This is a genomic window from Streptomyces sp. NPDC101118, from assembly GCF_044759445.1.
Classification (GTDB): Bacteria; Actinomycetota; Actinomycetes; order Streptomycetales; family Streptomycetaceae; genus Streptomyces.
The window spans coordinates 23,565-39,717 of sequence record NZ_JBIVZG010000002.1 but is presented as its reverse complement, the minus strand read 5'-3'; the positions used below and the strand labels follow the sequence as shown (position 1 = coordinate 39,717).

The following is a 16,153-nucleotide window of genomic DNA, read 5'->3' as shown; positions in this document are numbered from 1 at the left end:
TCAGGCGGCCATCGGGCCCCGTTGGGCCGCACCGAATTCGGCGAGGAACGCCGCGCAGAAGGCGTCCAGGTCCTGCGGCTTGCGGCTGGTGACCAGCGGGCCGGCGGCCGCGTGGCAGACGACCGCCTCCTCGTCCTTCCAGGTGCCGCCCGCGTTGCGGATGTCCGTGCGCAGGCTCGGCCAGGAGGTGAGGGTGCGGCCGCGGACGACGTCCGCCTCGACCAGCAGCCAGGGCGCGTGGCAGATGGCCGCGACCGGCCTGCCGAGGCCGAAGAAGTGCCGGGCGAACCCGACGGCGTGCCGGTCCGTGCGCAGGAAGTCGGGGTTGGCCACGCCGCCCGGGAGGACCAGGGCGTCGTAGTGCTCGGCGGAGCTCTCCGCCACCAGCGCGTCGACCGGGAAGGTGTCGGCCCGGTCCAGGTGGTGGAAGGCCTGCACCCGTCCGCTCTCGGTGGAGAGCAGCTCCGGCCGGCCGCCCGCTTCGGCGACCGCCCGCCACGGTTCGGTCAGCTCGACCTGCTCCACGCCCTCGGGGGCGCTGAGGAACGCCACCCGCATGCCGTCGAGACCCTTCATCGTCACCACTCCTCTCGCCCGCGTCCTCCGTGTCCTCCCGCCCCTGCCCGGCCCGGCACCGTTTACGTGCCCGCCGGCCGGGCAGCCGGGGGGCATGGCACACGTGCTGGTGGCGGTGGAGGTCGCCGTGCCCGTCCGCACCGCCTACGACCAGTGGACGCAGTTCGCGGAGTTCCCCCTCTTCATGCCGGGCGTGGAGAGCGTGACGCAGCGGGCCCCGGACCTCACCCGCTGGGTGGTCGACCTCCAGGGCGTCCGGCGGACCTTCGACGCGCGGATCACCCAGCAGAGCCCGGACGAGCGGGTGGCCTGGGCGACGGTCGGCGGGGAGGTCAGCCACTCGGGTTCGGTGACCTTCCACCCGCTGGGCGACGCGGCCTGCCGGCTGGTGGTGCAGCTGGACTTCAACCCCTCGGGGCCGGCGGAGCGGACCGCGGCCCTGCTGGGCGTGGTGCCGCGCCGGATCAGGGTGGACCTGGAGGCGTTCCGTACGTTCATCGAGAAGCGCGGCGCGGCCACCGGCGGCTGGCGCGGCGCCATATGAGGGTGCGGGGTGCGGGCCCGCCCACGGGAGGCGGGCCCCACCCCGGGATCAGGCCGGGATCGTCCGCGAGCGGTCGATGAGGGTGCCGGTGTCGACGCCGGGCGGCAGGGTGCCGAAGGCTCCGCCGTGGTCGCCGCCGAGACGGCCGGCGCAGAAGGCGTCGGCGACCGCGGCCGGCGCGTGCCGCTGGAGCAGGGAGCCCTGGAGGACCAGCGCCATGGACTCGGTGATCCGGCGGGCCCGGTACTCGGCCCCGGCCGGGTCGGCGAGCTCCTTGCGCAGCTCCGCCACCGCGGTGTCGAGGTGCCGGTCGGCGCCCGCGGCCAGCTCGACCTCGCCGAAGAAGGCCTCCACGGACTCGGGCGACCGGCCCATCGCCCGCAGCGTGTCGAGCGCGGCGACGTTCCCGGAGCCCTCCCAGATCGAGGAGAGCGGCGCCTCGCGGTAGAGGCGGGGCATGCCCGAGTCCTCGATGTAGCCGTTGCCGCCGAAGCATTCCAGCGCCTCGGCCGCGTGCATCGGGGCGCGCTTGCAGATCCAGTACTTGGTGACGGCGAGCCCGAGGCGGCGGAAGAGCGCCTCGCCCTCGTCTCCGGCGACGGCCCGGTCGGTGGCGCCGGCCAGCCGCAGCGCGACGGTGGTGGCGGCCTCGGACTCCAGGGCGAGGTCGGCGAGCACGTTGCGCATCAGCGGCTGGTCGACGAGGGCCCTGCCGAAGGCGCGGCGGTGCGTGGCGTGGTGGACCGCGCGGACCAGGCCCAGGCGCATGCCGGAGGCGCCGCCGAGCGCGCAGTCGAGCCGGGTCATGTTGACCATCTCGATGATGGTGGCGACGCCCCTGCCCTCCTCGCCGACGAGCAGCCCGTACGCCTGCTCGTACTCGATCTCGGCGGAGGCGTTCGACTTGTTGCCCAGCTTGTCCTTGAGGCGCTGCAGGCGCAGGGCGTTGAGGGTGCCGTCGGGCAGCACGCGCGGCAGGAGGAAGCAGGACAGGCCGCCGGGCGCCTGGGCGAGGGTGAGGAACACGTCCGACATGGGGGCCGAGGTGAACCACTTGTGGCCGGTGAGCCGGTACGTGCCGTCGCCGGCGGGCACGGCCGTGGTGGTGTTGGCCCGTACGTCGGAGCCGCCCTGCTTCTCGGTCATCGACATGCCGGCGATGAGCCCCCGCTTGGTGCGGGGGTCGCGCAGCCCGAAGTCGTAGGTGCGGGAGGCGAGCAGCGGCTCCAGCCAGGAGGCGAGTTCGGGCGTGGTGCGCAGGGCGGGCACGGCCGCGTAGGTCATCGAGACGGGGCAGGAGTGGCCGGCCTCGGCCTGGCCCCACACGTAGAACTTGGCGGCGCGGGCGACGTGGGCGCCGGGGCCGGCCTCCTGCCAGGGGGCGGCGTGCAGGCCGTGGCCGACGGCGACGTCCATCAGCTCGTGCCAGTACGGGTGGAACTCGACCTCGTCGACGCGGTGGCCGTAGCGGTCGTGGGTGCGCAGCACGGGCGTGTTCTCGTTGGCGAGGCGGCCCCACTCGGCGGCCTCCTGGGAGCCGGCGAGCACGCCCAGCTCGTGGACCTCGCCGGCGGCCCAGCCGGCGCCCTCGCGGTGCAGGGCCTCGACGAGCGCGGGGTCGGCGGCGGCGTCGTACCCGTGGTGCGGGGGGACCTGGTTGGTGACCTCATGCGTGCTGGGCAACGTGTCCTCCAAGGGCGCGCTGGGTGAAGGTGAGCAGGGCGGGTACGAGCTCCCCGGCCGCGGCGTCGCCGTCGGCGAGGGGGCCGACGAGGGCCTCGGCGACGGCACCGACGAGGGCGGCGGCGGTCAGTTCGGGTGACTGGGGCGGGAGTTCGCCGGAGGCGACGCCCTCGGCGACCAGGCCGGCGTACACGTCGCGGAAGGCGCGGCGGAAGACCAGGCGCTCGGTGTCGACGGCCGGGTCAACGGGCTCGGCGAGCAGCGCGAAGGCACGGCGGGGCGCGGCCAGGGCTCGGGTGGCGAAGGTCTCCACGGCCGCGGCGGTGCGTTCGGCGGCGGTGCCGGGCCGGGTGGCGGCCTGGGCGACCGCCTCGACCTCACGGGCGGCCAGGGTCCGGAAGAGGGCGGTGGCCAGCTCGGACTTGCCGGAGAAGGACTGGTAGACGCTGCCGGTGGAGATGCCGGTTTCGGCCGCGATGGCTGCGACGGAGCAGCCGGCGTACCCCTCCCGGGAGAGCAGGCGGACGGCGGCTTCGAGCACCTGGTCGCGGCGTGCGTCGAGGCGGGCCTGGACGGCGGGGGTCCTGCGGTAGGGCATACGAAGGATTGAAGCACTGATTCAGTGCTTCAGCCAGACTCGGTGCGGCACGTGCGTGAGGGCCGGCGCGACCCCGCCCCCTTCGCCGCCGCCGTCCGAACCCGGGCCGTACGCAGGGGAAATGCGGGATGGCCGAAACCTTTCGGAGCCTTTCGGAACCGTTCCTACCCACTGGTAGCTTCCGGTGTTCGATCTTGCCGGGCGGCCTTCGCGCGCGCCCGGAAACCCCTCACGCAAGGAAGCTCCATTGGCTGCCCAACGGCTCCGCCGCACCGCCCCCGCCGCCCGCACCGCGGTCACCGCCCTCTCCCTCGCCACCGCTCTCGCCCTCCCGGCGCACCCGGCCGCCGCCGACTCCGGCACCCCCACCCCCTACCTCGACGGCATCGAGCAGGTGCTGCGCCAGGTCTCCCCCGGCCTGGAGGGCCAGGTCTGGGAGCGCACCGCGGGCAACCGCCTGGACTCCTCCGCCCCCGACGGCGCGGACTGGCTGCTCCAGACGCCCGGCTGCTGGGGCGACGCCACGTGCGCCGACCGCCCGGGCACCCGGCGGCTGCTGGCGAAGACGACGGAGAACATCGCCGCCGCCACGCGCACCGTCGACATATCGACCCTGGCCCCCTTCCCCAACGGCGCCTTCAAGGAGGCGATCGTCGCGGGCCTGAAGGCCTCGGTGGCCAAGGGCAACAAGCCGGTCGTCCGGATCATGGTCGGTGCCGCGCCGCTGTACCACGCCAACGTGGTGCCCTCGAAGTACCGCGACGAGCTGGTGGCCGACCTGGGCGCGGCGGCCCCGTCCGTCACCCTCAACGTCGCCTCGATGACCACGTCCAAGACGGCCTTCTCCTGGAACCACTCCAAGCTGGTGGTGGTCGACGGCCGCTCCGTGATCACCGGCGGGATCAACAGCTGGAAGGACGACTACCTCGACACCACCCACCCGGTGGCCGACGTCGACCTGGCCCTCACCGGCCCCGCGGCCGGCTCCGCGAGCCGCTACCTCGACACCCTGTGGGCCTGGACCTGCCAGAACAAGTCCAACTTCATGAGCGTCTGGTTCGCCTCGACCAACGGCGCCGGCTGCATGCCGACGCTGGGGGCGGCCTCCCGTACCGCCTCCGCCGGGAGCGAGGGCGACGTACCGGTCATCGCGGTCGGCGGCCTCGGCGTCGGCATCAAGTCCGTGGACCCGGCCTCGACGTTCCGGCCCACGCTGCCCACCGCGCCGGACACCAAGTGCACGGTCGGCCTGCACGACAACACCAACGCCGACCGCGACTACGACACGGTCAACCCGGAGGAGAGCGCCCTGCGCGCGCTCGTCGCGAGCGCCCGCAGCCACGTCGAGATCTCCCAGCAGGACGTCAACGCCACCTGCCCGCCGCTCCCGCGCTACGACATCCGCCTGTACGACACCCTCGCCGCCAAGCTGGCCGCGGGCGTGAAGGTCCGCATCGTGGTCAGCGACCCGGCGAACCGGGGCGCCGTCGGCAGCGACGGCTACTCGCAGATCAAGTCGCTGTCCGAGGTCAGCGACGCGCTGCGCGGCCGGCTCGCGCTGCTGCCCGGCGGGGAGCCCGCCGCACGCGCCGCGATGTGCGCCAACCTCCAGCTGGCGACCTTCCGCGCCTCGGACGCACCGCGCTGGGCGGACGGCCGCCCGTACGCCCAGCACCACAAGCTGGTCTCGGTCGACGACTCGGCCTTCTACATCGGCTCGAAGAACCTCTACCCGTCCTGGCTGCAGGACTTCGGCTACATCGTCGAGAGCCCGCGGGCCGCGGCCCAGCTGCGCACGGACCTGCTGGCCCCGCAGTGGCGGTACTCCGCCGCCACGGCCACGTACGACTACGCCCGCGGGATCTGCTGACCACGACGCACCACGCCCCGCGCACGCCGGCCCGCCGCCGCCCCCTCCCCAGGGGACGGCGGCGGTGCCGCATCCGGTCCCGCCCCTCCGGCGGCGCGGCACCCGTCGTGACGATCTTTCTCCCGACTGACGCAACCGGCACCCCGCCGGAGCGCGTGTCCGCAGTCGGACGAAACCCGCAGGACCTTCCGACGAGAACGGGGACCGGCACCGCCGTGGACCGAGAACTAGTGCTCGAAGCCTTCCGCCTGGAATCGGAGGCCCTGACCGATGCGGTGGCAGGGCTGGCCCCGGCCGAGTGGGACCTTCCGACACGCTGCGCCCCCTGGACCGTCCGCGGCCTCCTCGGGCACGTGTGCGTCGTGATCGACTGGCTCCCGGGCATGCTGGGCGCTCCGGCACCTGCGCCGGGTGAGGCCGCGGTCTCCGCGGCCGGGTACTACCGGCCGGACGACCGCTTCTCACCCCGTACCAACGGCACCCGGATCTCGCTGGCCCAGGACCGTGCGGGCCGGGCGGCCGACGGCCGTGGAATCGCCGAGGACTTCGCCTCGACGTGGCGGAACGTCGACCGGCTGTGCCGCGACCAGCCGGCCGGCCGCTCGGTACGGACACGCCATGGTGACGCCATGCTCCTGTCCGAGTTCCTCCTCACCCGCGTGGTCGAAGTCGCCGTCCACGGTCTCGACCTCGCCGACGCACTCGGTCACGAGCCCTGGCTCACTCCGGCTGCCGGTGACGCCGTCGCGGAGTTGCTCCTCGGCACGGAGTACGCCGCGGCCACCAGGGAACTGGGGTGGAGCCGCACGCGTTTCCTGCGCAAGGCCACCGGCCGGGAGCCCCTCGACGAGGCGGAAGCCGGACAGGTCGAACGGCTCGGCCTCCGGTGGCTCGCCCTGGGCTAGATGTATTGAGCACGAGCGTTGTTAACAGGTCCCGGGTCTTGATCATGGCGAAGACCTCCGGTGTGGTGGAGGTGTCTAGGACTACACCGCACGGAGGTCTTCGTGTCCCACCGTAATGCCCGGCTGACCGTTCACGGCAGGCGGATCCTGGTCGAACGCGTCTTGTCCGGCCGACCGGTCGCGCACGTGGCCGCGGAGATGGGCATATCCCGCCCCACCGCACACAAATGGGTCCGCCGCTGGCGCGCCGAGGGCGATGCAGGGCTGCACGACCGCTCCAGCCGCCCCCACGCGACCCCGCACCGGACATCCGCGGCGGTCGAGAGGCGGGTCTGCCGCCTGCGGACCGAACGCAAACTCGGCCCCGCGCGGATCGGCCCGATCGTGGGCCTGCCGGCCTCGACGGTCCACCGGACCGCCCGACCGGCCGGATGATCCGCCGCTACGAACGAGCCCGGCCCGGCGAGCTGATCCACGTCGACATCAAGAAGCTCGGGAACATCCCCGACGGCGGCGGCTGGCGAGCTGTCGGCAGATCCGCCGGCGACCGCAACCGCCAGGCCACCACGACCGAGCGCAAGAGCTGCAAGCCGGTGATCGGCTACTCCTTCATCCACTCCGCCGTCGACGACCACTCCCGCCTGGCCTACAGCGAAGTCCTCCCCGACGAACGCCAGCACACCGCCATCGCCTTCTGGCAACGGGCCCAGGCCTTCTTCACCGCCCACCAGATCACCGTCGAACGGGTGCTGACCGACAACGGCTCCTGCTACAAGTCCAAGCTGTTCACCCAGACCCTGACGGCGGCCGGCATCGCCCACAAGAAGATCCGCCCCTACCGGCCCCAGACCAACGGCAAGGTCGAACGCTTCAACCGCACCCTCGCCGAGGAGTGGGCCTACCAGCGGCCCTACCGATCCAACGACGAACGGACCAGGGCCCTGGCAGACTTCCTCCACACCTACAACCACCACCGCTGCCACACCGCCCTCGGCGGACACCCACCCATCACCCGCGTCAACAACCCTGCGGGCCAATACAGCTAGACCGTGTCTTTCGGATCAGGCCGGTTCCGGCGGATCAGGCCGGTTCCGGGTCATGCCGGCGAGTTCCGCCTCCACCGCCTCACGCCGGCCCGACCGCCGGACGGTCCGGTCGGTGAGGTGATCCGAAGGAGACGGCCCGGGGCCGTCCGGCCCCGATCCGCCTGACACCTTTAGGCCCTGTCCCGCGCCATACTTGCGACTTGCGCCGCGAAGCGTTCAGCCAGTCTCTCAGGAGGAACCCATGAGGATGCTGATCAACGTTCCGGAGACCGTCGTCGCCGACGCGCTGCGCGGCATGGCCGCCGCGCACCCCGAGCTCACCGTGGACGTCGAGCGCAGGCTGGTGGTGCGCCGCGACGCGCCCGTGGCGGGGCGGGTGGCGCTCGTCTCCGGCGGGGGCTCGGGGCACGAGCCGCTGCACGCCGGGTTCGTGGGGCCCGGCATGCTGGCGGCGGCCTGCCCCGGAGAGGTGTTCACCTCGCCGGTGCCGGACCAGATGGTGCGGGCAGCGGCGGCCGTGGACAGCGGGGAGGGCGTGCTGTTCGTCGTCAAGAACTACACCGGCGACGTGCTGAACTTCGAGATGGCCGCCGAGCTCGCCGAGGAGGAGGGAATCCGGGTCCAGCGGGTGCTCGTCAACGACGACGTGGCCGTCACCGACAGCCTGTACACCGCCGGCCGGCGCGGCACGGGCGCCACCCTGTTCGTCGAGAAGATCGCCGGCGCGGCGGCCGAGGAGGGCGCGCCGCTCGACCACGTCGCGGCCGTCGCCCGCCGGGTCAACGAAGGCTCCGGCAGCTTCGGCGTGGCGCTGTCCCCCTGCACCACGCCCGCCAAGGGCAGCCCCACCTTCGAACTCCCCGCGGGGGAACTGGAGCTGGGCGTCGGCATCCACGGCGAGCCCGGCCGGGAGCGGCGGCCGATGATGACCTCGGGCGAGATCGCGGACTTCGCCGTGCACGCCGTCCTGGACGACCTCGAGCCGCGCGGGCCGGTGATCGCCCTCGTCAACGGCATGGGCGCCACCCCCCTGCTGGAGCTGTACGGGTTCAACGCGGAGGTGCAGCGGGTGCTCGGGGAGCGCGGCGTGCCGGTGGCCCGCACCCTGGTCGGCAACTACGTCACCGCCCTGGACATGGCGGGCTGTTCGGTCACCCTGTGCGCGGTCGACGAGGAGCTGCTGCGGCTGTGGGACGCGCCGGTGTCCACCCCGGCGCTGCGCTGGGGGCGGTGAGCGGCCCGAGTCCGTAGGCTGGGCGGCGACGAAGGACGACGGAGGAGGCCGGGTGCGCGACGCGGAGTTCTTCCGCCGCTGGATGGCGGCGACGGCGGCGGCCGTGGAGCGGGAGGCGGACCGGCTGACCGAGCTCGACTCGCCCATCGGCGACGCCGACCACGGCAGCAACCTCCTGCGCGGGTTCACGGCCGTGACGGCCGCGCTGGAGTCGGAACGGCCGGACCGGCCGGGTGCGGTGCTGCAGCTCGCCGGACGCACCCTGATCTCCACCGTGGGCGGCGCGTCGGGACCGCTGTACGGCACGCTGCTGCGGCGCGCCGGCAAGGAGCTCGGGGAGGCCGCGGAGGTCTCCGACGAGGAGGTGCGGAAGGCCCTGTACGCCGGGGTGGGCGCGGTGGCCCAGCTGGGCGGAGCCGCGCCGGGCGACAAGACCATGCTGGACGCGCTGGTGCCCGGGGTGGCCGCGCTGAGCACCTCGTACCGGGCCGCCGGGAACGCGGCGGAGAACGGCGCGCTGGCGACCGTCCCCCTCCAGGCCCGCAAGGGCCGGGCCAGCTACCTGGGCGAGCGGAGCATCGGACACCAGGACCCCGGGGCCACCTCCTCCGCACTGCTGCTGGGGGCACTGGCCGACGCCGCCGAGACGGCCGGGGACGGGGAGGGCGGCGCGTGAACACCGAGGCACAGGTCGGGATCGTGCTGGTCTCGCACAGCGCGCGGGTGGCCGAATCGGTGGCGGAGCTGGCCCGGGGGCTCGCGGCGGGCGGTCCGCCGGTACCGCTGGCCACCGCGGGCGGCACGCTGGACGGCGGCCTGGGCACGAGCGCGGAACTGATCGTGGCCGCCGCCCGGTCGGTGGACCGCGGGGCGGGCGTCGCACTGCTGGCCGACCTCGGCAGCTCCGTACTGACCGTCAAGGCCCTGCTGGCCGAGGAGGGCGAACTGCCCGAGGGGACCGTGCTGGTGGACGCGCCGTTCGTCGAAGGCGCGGTCTCGGCGGTCGTCACGGCCTCGGCCGGCGCCGGCGTCGAGGCGGTGGCCGCCTCGGCGGCCGAGGCGTACACGTACCGGAAGATCTGACCGCTCCCCCGCCGACGAACGGAGCCCGGCCCCCTCCCGAGAGGGTGCCGGGCTCTTGTCGTACGGGCCGCCCGCTGCCCACGGGCCTGGCGACGTGCCTAACGCCCGCGGAGCTGGTCGAGGTCGCGGCGCTCGCGCTTGGTGGGGCGGCCGGCGCCGCGGTCGCGCAGGCCCGTCGCGCCGGCCTCGACCCGGGTCGGGGGCGGCGGGCTCTTGTCGATGAGGCATTCGGCGGCGACCGGCGCGCCCACCCGCTTGGTGATCACGCGCTGGACGATCACGATGCGCTCACGGCCCTCGTGGAAGAGCCGGACCTCGTCGCCCGGCTTCACGGTCTGGGCGGGCTTGGCCCGGTCACCGTTGACCCTGACGTGGCCGGCCCGGCAGGCGGAGGCCGCGGCGGACCGGGTCTTCGTCAGGCGTACGGACCAGATCCAGGCGTCGACGCGCGCGGTGCCGCCCTGGTCGGGGGCGGCGGAGGAGGTCTGTGCGGACATGCGGCGACTCTAGCCCGGATCGCCCCGGTCTTCGTGGGATTAACCAAGTGGACAGCATCTGCCATGTACAACTTCAAGACAGAATTGCAAATGCGGTGAAGATCCCCCTACCTTGTCGCAGGTGCGGCGACACGCCGTACCACCCGCTCGATCAGAAGAGCCCGCGCCGCCCGTCACCGGCGGGGTTCACCCGCTGCGCGGACCGGCACGCACCGGCCGCAACCCCCGAGGAGCCACCCTCATGTCCCCGATGAACCGCCGCCGTGCCGCCGCCGCCCTGCTCAGCGCCGCGCTGATCCTGCCGCTCAGCGCCTGCGGAAGTGACGACAAGAAGGACGCCGCGAAGGACTCCGCCGCTTCCCCGTCGGCCGGGGCGAAGGGCGCGAAGCTCACCGTCCTCGCCGCGTCCTCGCTGACGAACGTCTTCGAGAAGGCCAAGGCGGCCTACGAGAAGTCCCACCCGGGCACGCAGATCACCTTCTCCTTCGCCGGCTCGCAGGAGCTGGCCGCGCAGGTCAAGCAGGGCGCCCCGGCCGACGCCCTGGTCACCGCCGACACCAAGACGATGGACGGCCTGAAGGCGGAGACCGGCACGCCGGCCGTCATCGCCAAGAACCGCCTGGTCATCGCCACGGGCAAGGGCAACCCGCACAAGGTGGGCGCCCTGAAGGACCTCGCCGACACCAAGCTGAAGGTCGTGCTGGCCGCGCCGGAGGTGCCGGTCGGCCGCTACAGCAAGAAGATCCTCGACGCGCAGAAGATCGTCGTGAAGCCGGTCTCGCAGGAGCCGAACGTCCGCGCCGTGCTGAGCAAGGTCGAGCTCGGCGAGGCCGACGCCGGTCTGGTCTACAAGACGGACGTGACCTCCGCCGCGGACAAGGTCGACGCCGTCGAGATCCCGGACGACCAGAACGCCGTGGCCTCGTACCCGGCCGCCACGCTGAAGGGCTCCGGGAACGCCGAGGCCGCCGCCGCGTTCGTCGCGTGGCTGAGCTCCCCCGAGGCGCAGAAGATCCTCCAGGACGCGGGCTTCCAGAAGCCGTAGTCCCGAGGAGGGGGGAGCGGGTCTGCCCGGACGGGGGGACGGGCAGGCCCGCCGTGTGCCTACGCTGCCCCCGTACGTCCCCCCGCCCCCGGCGCCGACCAGGAACGACCCCGACGCATGAGCCCCCTCCGCACCCGCACCCCGGGCCGCCCCCGTGCCCCGCTGGCCCTGGCGCTGCCCGCCCTGCTGGCCGTGGCGTTCCTGCTGCTGCCGCTGATCGGCATCCTGGTCCGCACCGAGTGGGACGAGCTCGGCGCGCACCTGAGCAGCCCCGGCGTGGTCGAGGCCCTCAAGCTGTCGCTGCTGGTCTCCTTCTGGGCGCTGCTGCTGTCGCTGCTCCTGGGCGTGCCGCTGGCCTGGCTGCTGGCGCGGGTGGACTTCCCGGGCAAGGCGGTGGTGCGCTCGCTGGTCCTGCTGCCGATGGTGCTGCCGCCGACGGTGGGCGGTGTGGCCCTGCTGCTCGGCTTCGGCCGGCGCGGCCTGCTGGGGCCCTGGCTGGAGGACACCTTCGGGGTGACCCTCCCGTTCCACACCTCGGGCGCGGTGGTCGCGGCCACCTTCGTCGCGATGCCCTTCCTCGTCATCAGCCTGGAGGGCGCGCTCGGCGGTCTCCGCGTGAGTTACGAGGAGACCGCCGCCTCCCTCGGCGCCTCGCCGGTACGGGTCTTCTTCACGGTCACCCTCCCCATGGTGGCGCCCGGCCTGGTCGCCGGTGCCGCGCTCACCTGGGCCCGCGCGCTCGGCGAGTTCGGCGCGACCATCACCTTCGCGGGCAACCTGCCCGGCACCACCCAGACCCTCCCGCTCCAGGTGTACCTGCTGCTGCAGGACCGGCCGGAGGCGGCGACCTCCCTGTCCCTGCTGCTGCTCGCCATCGCGATGGCGGTGCTGATCGCGCTGCGCGGCCGCTGGACCGGAACGCCGCTCGCGGGCCGGGCCGGGGAGCGGGTGGCGGCGGAGGAGCCGGAGTCTCCCGCTGCCGCTGCCGTTCCCGTTCCCGTTTCCGTTTCCGGAGCGGGCGCGGGCGACCGGCCCGTCGCGGCGCCCATGCCCGCGCCCGTACCCGTACCGGAGTCCGACGGATCCTGGCCCCTGCACGCCGAGGTCACCGGCTTCAACCGGCTGACCCTGGACGCGGATCCGGGCACCACCATCGCGGTGGTCGGCGAGAACGGCGCCGGCAAGACCACGCTGCTGCGGGCCCTGCTGGGCCTCACCCCCCGCGCCCACGCCGTCCTGCGCCTGGGCGACACCGACGTCACCGCGCTGCCGCCGCACCGGCGCGGCGTGGCCTGGGTGCCGCAGGACGGCGCCCTCTTCCCGCACCTGACCGCGCTGGCCAACACCGCGTACGGGCTGCGCGCCCGCGGTGTGCCACGGGCAGGGGCCCGGAAGGCCGCGCAGGCCTGGCTCGACCGGCTCGGCGTCGGTCACCTGGCCCACCGCAAGCCCGCCCAGCTGTCCGGCGGGCAGGCACAGCGGGTGGCCCTGGCCCGGGCGCTGGCCGCCCGGCCGCGGCTGCTGCTGCTCGACGAGCCGCTGGCCGCCCTCGACCAGACCACGCGGGCCCACGTCCGGCACATGCTGCGCACGCACCTGGACGGCTTCGGCGGCGTCTGCCTGATCGTCACGCACGACCCGGTGGAGGCGGTTTCGCTGGCCGACCGGGTCCTCGTACTCGACGGCGGCCGGGCCCTCCAGGACGCGCCGCCGCCCGAGGTCACCCGGCACCCCAGGTCGCCCTGGGTGGCCCGGATGCTCGGCCGCAACGCCTGGCCCGGCACCTTCGGCGGCGACGGCCTGGCCCTGGAGGGCGGCGGCCGGCTCATCGTCGCCGACGGGGCGCCGGAGGGCGGCCGGGCGCTGGCGATCATCGCGCCGGAGGCCGTCTCCGTGCACCGCGAGAAGCCCGGGGGCAGCCCCCGCAACGTCTGGTCCGGCACGGTCCGCGAGGTCACCGCGGTGGGCAGCAGGCTGCGCGTGCTGGTCACCTCGGCCGAGGCGCCGGACCTGGTCGCCGAGGTCACCCCGGCCGCGGCGGCCGAACTGGGCCTGGTGGAGGGCACGGACGTGTGGACCAGCGTGAAGGCCACCGAGGTCACGCTGGTCACGCTGTAACGGCGCGGCCGCGGCACGGCGTACCCCTTGGAACGCCCGGCGGCCGGGGACACAAGAGCGCAAAACCCCACCTGGGGTGGCTTCGGCCATTCGTCCGCGAACCCCTGAAAAGCGCTCACGGGCCCCGCTAGCGTCGAAGGCGCTCGACCGAGCACGCCGCACAAGAAGGGGGAACTTCATCGTGCGCACTCGTGTCCTCGGCGTCCTCGCGGCCACCGCCGCGTTCGCCGGTGTCATGGCAACCGCCCCGTCGGCCTCCGCCGAGGGGGACCCGCCCGGCTGTCCCAAGGGCTACTTCTGCGCGTACTCCGGATACGACCAGTCCGGGACGCTGCTGCTGAAGACCTGGGGCAACTGGTCGGGGTCGATCCCGAACGTCAAGTCGACCTTCAACAACGGCCTCCCCGACGCCGGGGCGGACCACGTGGACCAGTCCTACCGCTGGCGCACCGGCGCCTACACCGCGTGCATGCACTACAACCCCGGTCCCGGCGAGTACAAGGTCAACTGGGACAACATCACCCTGACCGCGGTCCGCTGGCGAGGCGAGTGCTGATCCGGCACCCGTCCCGCCGCCTCCCCTGACCGGGCCCGGCCGCGCCCACCGCGCGTCCGGGCCCTCCGCTGCCGTACCGGAACGCCGTCGGCATCTGGGGCGCCAGCACCCAGTTCGACCCCGGCGGCCACTACCGCCGCGTGTCGGCCGCGCCGGTAACGCCTGGTGGGCGGTGTACGTCGGGGGCTGCGCTTCGTAAGGAAGCTGACGGCCATGCAGCACCGCAAGGCCACCGAGGGGCCCGTCGCCGCGGTCTGAGCCGGCGTCAGCCGGGGCTATCCGGCGGCCGGTACGGCGAACTCGCACCACACGCACTTGCCGCCGCCCCGCGGTTCCACGCCCCACGCGTCCGACAGGCCGTCGACGAGCATCAGCCCGCGCCCGGACACGGCGAAGTCGTCGGCCTCGCGGCGGCGCGGCAGCGCGCTGGAGGTGTCCTCCACCTCCACCCGGATGCGGCCCTCGGCGGTCAGCCGGAGGGTCACCGTGCCGCCGCCGTCGGTGTGGACCAGGGCGTTGGTCATCAGCTCGTCGGCGGCCAGCTCGATCTCGTCGGCGCGTTCCCAGGCACCCCAGGCGGCTGCCGCGGCCCGGATCAGGTGCCGGGCGCTGGCCGGGGCGTCCGCGTCCCCGGGCGTCAGGTGCTGGCGCAGCGGGCCGCCGCCGCGCGGGCCCGCGGTGCCGTGCCGGCGCAGCAGGAGCAGGGCCATGTCGTCCCCGCCGCCGGCGTCGCCGACCAGGTCGGAGACCCGGTCCGCCAGCTCCTCCAGGTCCGTGGGCCCGTCGCGCACGGCGGCCATGAACTCCCGCATGCCGACGTCCGGGTCGAGGCCGGGGCGTTCGATCAGCCCGTCGGTGCAGAGCAGCAGCGTTTCGCCGGGGTGGAGTTCGAGCGCGGTCACCGGGTAGCCGCCGCCGGCGGGCCGGCCCTCCTTGTGCGCCAGGCCCAGCGGCAGACCGCCGGCCACCACGACGCGGTGGCAGCTGCCGTCGCCGCGCCGCACCACCGGGTCCAGGTGTCCGGCGCGGACCAGCTGGAGCAGGCCCGTGTTCAGGTCGGCCTCCGCGTACGTGCACGTGGCGAAGCGTTCGGTGTCGAGTTCGCGCAGGAAGGCGGAGGCGCGGGCCATCGCGGTGCCCGGGGTGTGGCCCTCGGTGACGTACGCGCGCAGGACGATCCGCAACTGGCCCATCACGGCGGCGGCGTCCGTGTCGTGGCCCTCCACGTCCCCGATCATCACGCCGACGCGGCCGTCCGGCAGCGGGATCACGTCGTACCAGTCACCGCCGATGTTCCGGCCCATCCGGGCCGCCCGGTAGCGTACGGCGATCTGCGCGCCCGGCACGGTCGGGATGCTGCGCGGCAGCATGGCCCGCTGGAGTCCCTCGGCGAGGTCGTGTTCCTGTTCGAAGAGGATCGCGCGCTGGAGGCTCTGCGCGATGCCGCTGCTCAGCGCGACCAGCAGGTTCCGCTCCTCGGCGGTGAAGTCGCCGTCGCGCACGTACAACAGCCCCAGCGCGCCGACCGGCCGGCCCTGGGCGATCAACGGCAGGTAGGCGCCGCTGCGCACCTCCAGCGGCGCGATGTACGGCCACAGCATCGGGAAGCGGGCCTGGAACTCCTCCCGCGAGGTGATCAGCACCGGCCGCATGGTGCGCACCGCCTCGCTCATCGGGAAATCGGCGTCGATCCGGGTGTACTCGATCTCCGGCACGTACGAGCCGAGCTGCCCTTCGGCCACGAGGTGGATCCGGCCGCCGTCGACGACGCCCAGCATCACGCTGACCGCGCCCAGGTGCCCCAGGGCCTCGGGGTCCTTGAGGATGTCGGTGACGTCGTTGACCGTACGGGCGTGGGCGAGGATCGCGGTGGTGCGCTCGACGACCCCGGTCATCCGGCGCCGGCCCTCGTCCAGCTCCGGGCCGGCGCCCGGGTGGCGTGGGTCGAGCGAGGCGTCCCGCACGATGCCGATGATGCGGAACGGGCGGCCGTCGGCGTGCCGCAGGATGTGGCCCTGCGTGTGGGTCCAGCGGGGGCTGCCGTTGCGGAGCCGGATGCGGAAGTAGGCCCCGTACTCGGCACGGCCGTTCTTGAGCGCCTGGGCGATGCGGGCGTCGAGCCGGGCGTCCTCGCCGGGCGGGATGCGCTGGCGCAGGGAGCCGGCGGTGCCGCCCCACTCGTACGGGCGCAGGTCGAACACCTCGAGGGCGGTGGGATCGAGGTGCATCTGTCCGCTGTCGAGGTTCCAGTCGAAGGTGCCCAGACCGGTGAGCGCGAGGCTCTGTTCCGGCCGGGCGGGCCACTCGTCCGGTGCCGGCGCGGCGGTCCGGGGCAGTCCCCTTTCGGCCATGCAGCCACTGTCTCACCGATCGGCGCCGCGCGGGGGACCGAACGGAG

General features: G+C 73.9%; 14 protein-coding genes and 1 pseudogene. 10 read left to right on the top strand and 5 right to left on the bottom strand.

The features are described from left to right. Positions 1-558 carry a type 1 glutamine amidotransferase domain-containing protein gene (locus ACIQUQ_RS03150; RefSeq protein ID WP_403971782.1) on the bottom strand — a complete coding sequence of 186 codons (558 nt, stop codon included), beginning with the start codon at positions 556-558 and terminating at the stop codon, positions 1-3. A 112-nt stretch (positions 559-670) separates the two neighbouring features. On the opposite strand from ACIQUQ_RS03150, the gene ACIQUQ_RS03145 reads away from it, so the two are divergent. Beyond that, positions 671-1,120, top strand: a complete 450-nt coding sequence (locus tag ACIQUQ_RS03145) for an SRPBCC family protein (protein WP_403970704.1) — start codon at positions 671-673, stop codon at positions 1,118-1,120. A 48-nt stretch (positions 1,121-1,168) separates the two neighbouring features. Here the strand turns inward: ACIQUQ_RS03145 and ACIQUQ_RS03140 are convergent, their stop codons facing one another. Continuing rightward, the gene (locus tag ACIQUQ_RS03140) at positions 1,169-2,803 is read right to left on the bottom strand and encodes an acyl-CoA dehydrogenase family protein (RefSeq protein WP_403970701.1); all 1,635 of its coding nucleotides are present in this window, start codon (positions 2,801-2,803) and stop codon (positions 1,169-1,171) included. Beyond that, positions 2,787-3,401: a TetR/AcrR family transcriptional regulator gene (locus ACIQUQ_RS03135; RefSeq protein ID WP_403970698.1), complete on the bottom strand. Its 615-nt coding sequence runs from the start codon at positions 3,399-3,401 to the stop codon at positions 2,787-2,789. The genes ACIQUQ_RS03140 and ACIQUQ_RS03135 overlap by 17 nt, the downstream gene beginning before the upstream one ends. Before the next feature lie 247 nt (positions 3,402-3,648). Between ACIQUQ_RS03135 and ACIQUQ_RS03130 the strand changes: the two genes are divergently transcribed. The 6 genes and pseudogenes from ACIQUQ_RS03130 to ACIQUQ_RS03105 all read left to right on the top strand — a co-directional run bounded on the left by ACIQUQ_RS03130 (position 3,649) and on the right by ACIQUQ_RS03105 (position 9,539). Next, positions 3,649-5,271 (top strand): phospholipase, encoded by a 1,623-nt coding sequence (locus ACIQUQ_RS03130; RefSeq protein WP_403970695.1) that lies wholly within the window; start codon positions 3,649-3,651, stop codon positions 5,269-5,271. A 215-nt stretch (positions 5,272-5,486) separates the two neighbouring features. Continuing rightward, on the top strand, positions 5,487-6,176 hold the full coding sequence (locus ACIQUQ_RS03125) for a maleylpyruvate isomerase family mycothiol-dependent enzyme (RefSeq protein ID WP_403970692.1): 690 nt from the start codon (positions 5,487-5,489) through the stop codon (positions 6,174-6,176). A 102-nt stretch (positions 6,177-6,278) separates the two neighbouring features. Then, a pseudogene (locus ACIQUQ_RS03120) lies at positions 6,279-7,222 on the top strand (IS481 family transposase). A 241-nt stretch (positions 7,223-7,463) separates the two neighbouring features. Then, a complete protein-coding gene (gene dhaK, locus ACIQUQ_RS03115) occupies positions 7,464-8,456 on the top strand; it encodes a dihydroxyacetone kinase subunit DhaK (protein ID WP_403970689.1) in 993 nt (330 codons plus the stop codon). A gap of 82 nt (positions 8,457-8,538) precedes the next feature. Then, the gene (gene dhaL / locus ACIQUQ_RS03110; protein WP_403971780.1) at positions 8,539-9,132 is read left to right on the top strand and encodes a dihydroxyacetone kinase subunit DhaL; all 594 of its coding nucleotides are present in this window, start codon (positions 8,539-8,541) and stop codon (positions 9,130-9,132) included. Further along, the gene (locus ACIQUQ_RS03105; RefSeq protein WP_403970686.1) at positions 9,129-9,539 is read left to right on the top strand and encodes a PTS-dependent dihydroxyacetone kinase phosphotransferase subunit DhaM; all 411 of its coding nucleotides are present in this window, start codon (positions 9,129-9,131) and stop codon (positions 9,537-9,539) included. Before dhaL ends, ACIQUQ_RS03105 begins: the two co-directional genes overlap by 4 nt. 98 nt (positions 9,540-9,637) lie before the next feature. Here ACIQUQ_RS03105 and ACIQUQ_RS03100 read toward each other — a convergent pair whose 3' ends face one another. Next, entirely contained in the window at positions 9,638-10,036 is a 399-nt protein-coding gene (locus tag ACIQUQ_RS03100; protein WP_399942239.1) for an RNA-binding S4 domain-containing protein, read from the bottom strand. 250 nt (positions 10,037-10,286) lie between these two features. On the opposite strand from ACIQUQ_RS03100, the gene modA reads away from it, so the two are divergent. From modA to ACIQUQ_RS03085, 3 genes are all read left to right on the top strand, one after another. Then, the gene (modA, locus tag ACIQUQ_RS03095) at positions 10,287-11,081 is read left to right on the top strand and encodes a molybdate ABC transporter substrate-binding protein (protein ID WP_403971778.1); all 795 of its coding nucleotides are present in this window, start codon (positions 10,287-10,289) and stop codon (positions 11,079-11,081) included. Between the two features lie 117 nt (positions 11,082-11,198). Next, a complete protein-coding gene (locus ACIQUQ_RS03090; RefSeq protein ID WP_403970682.1) occupies positions 11,199-13,199 on the top strand; it encodes an ABC transporter permease in 2,001 nt (666 codons plus the stop codon). Between the two features lie 181 nt (positions 13,200-13,380). Beyond that, positions 13,381-13,755: a peptidase inhibitor family I36 protein gene (locus ACIQUQ_RS03085; RefSeq protein ID WP_403970679.1), complete on the top strand. Its 375-nt coding sequence runs from the start codon at positions 13,381-13,383 to the stop codon at positions 13,753-13,755. 275 nt (positions 13,756-14,030) lie between these two features. Here ACIQUQ_RS03085 and ACIQUQ_RS03080 read toward each other — a convergent pair whose 3' ends face one another. Next, positions 14,031-16,106: a SpoIIE family protein phosphatase gene (locus ACIQUQ_RS03080; RefSeq protein WP_403970676.1), complete on the bottom strand. Its 2,076-nt coding sequence runs from the start codon at positions 16,104-16,106 to the stop codon at positions 14,031-14,033. Positions 16,107-16,153: the final 47 nt, after the last annotated feature.

Bases quoted from the DNA above. Each gene is read 5' to 3' on its own strand.
- ACIQUQ_RS03150 (WP_403971782.1), bottom strand. From the start codon at position 558: ATGCGGGTGGCGTTCCTCAGCGCCCCCGAGGGCGTGGAGCAGGTCGAG.
- ACIQUQ_RS03145 (WP_403970704.1), top strand. From the start codon at position 671: ATGGCACACGTGCTGGTGGCGGTGGAGGTCGCCGTGCCCGTCCGCACC.
- ACIQUQ_RS03135 (WP_403970698.1), bottom strand. From the start codon at position 3,401: ATGCCCTACCGCAGGACCCCCGCCGTCCAGGCCCGCCTCGACGCACGC.
- dhaK (WP_403970689.1), top strand. From the start codon at position 7,464: ATGAGGATGCTGATCAACGTTCCGGAGACCGTCGTCGCCGACGCGCTG.
- dhaL (WP_403971780.1), top strand. From the start codon at position 8,539: ATGGCGGCGACGGCGGCGGCCGTGGAGCGGGAGGCGGACCGGCTGACC.
- ACIQUQ_RS03100 (WP_399942239.1), bottom strand. From the start codon at position 10,036: ATGTCCGCACAGACCTCCTCCGCCGCCCCCGACCAGGGCGGCACCGCG.
- modA (WP_403971778.1), top strand. From the start codon at position 10,287: ATGAACCGCCGCCGTGCCGCCGCCGCCCTGCTCAGCGCCGCGCTGATC.
- ACIQUQ_RS03090 (WP_403970682.1), top strand. From the start codon at position 11,199: ATGAGCCCCCTCCGCACCCGCACCCCGGGCCGCCCCCGTGCCCCGCTG.
- ACIQUQ_RS03080 (WP_403970676.1), bottom strand. From the start codon at position 16,106: ATGGCCGAAAGGGGACTGCCCCGGACCGCCGCGCCGGCACCGGACGAG.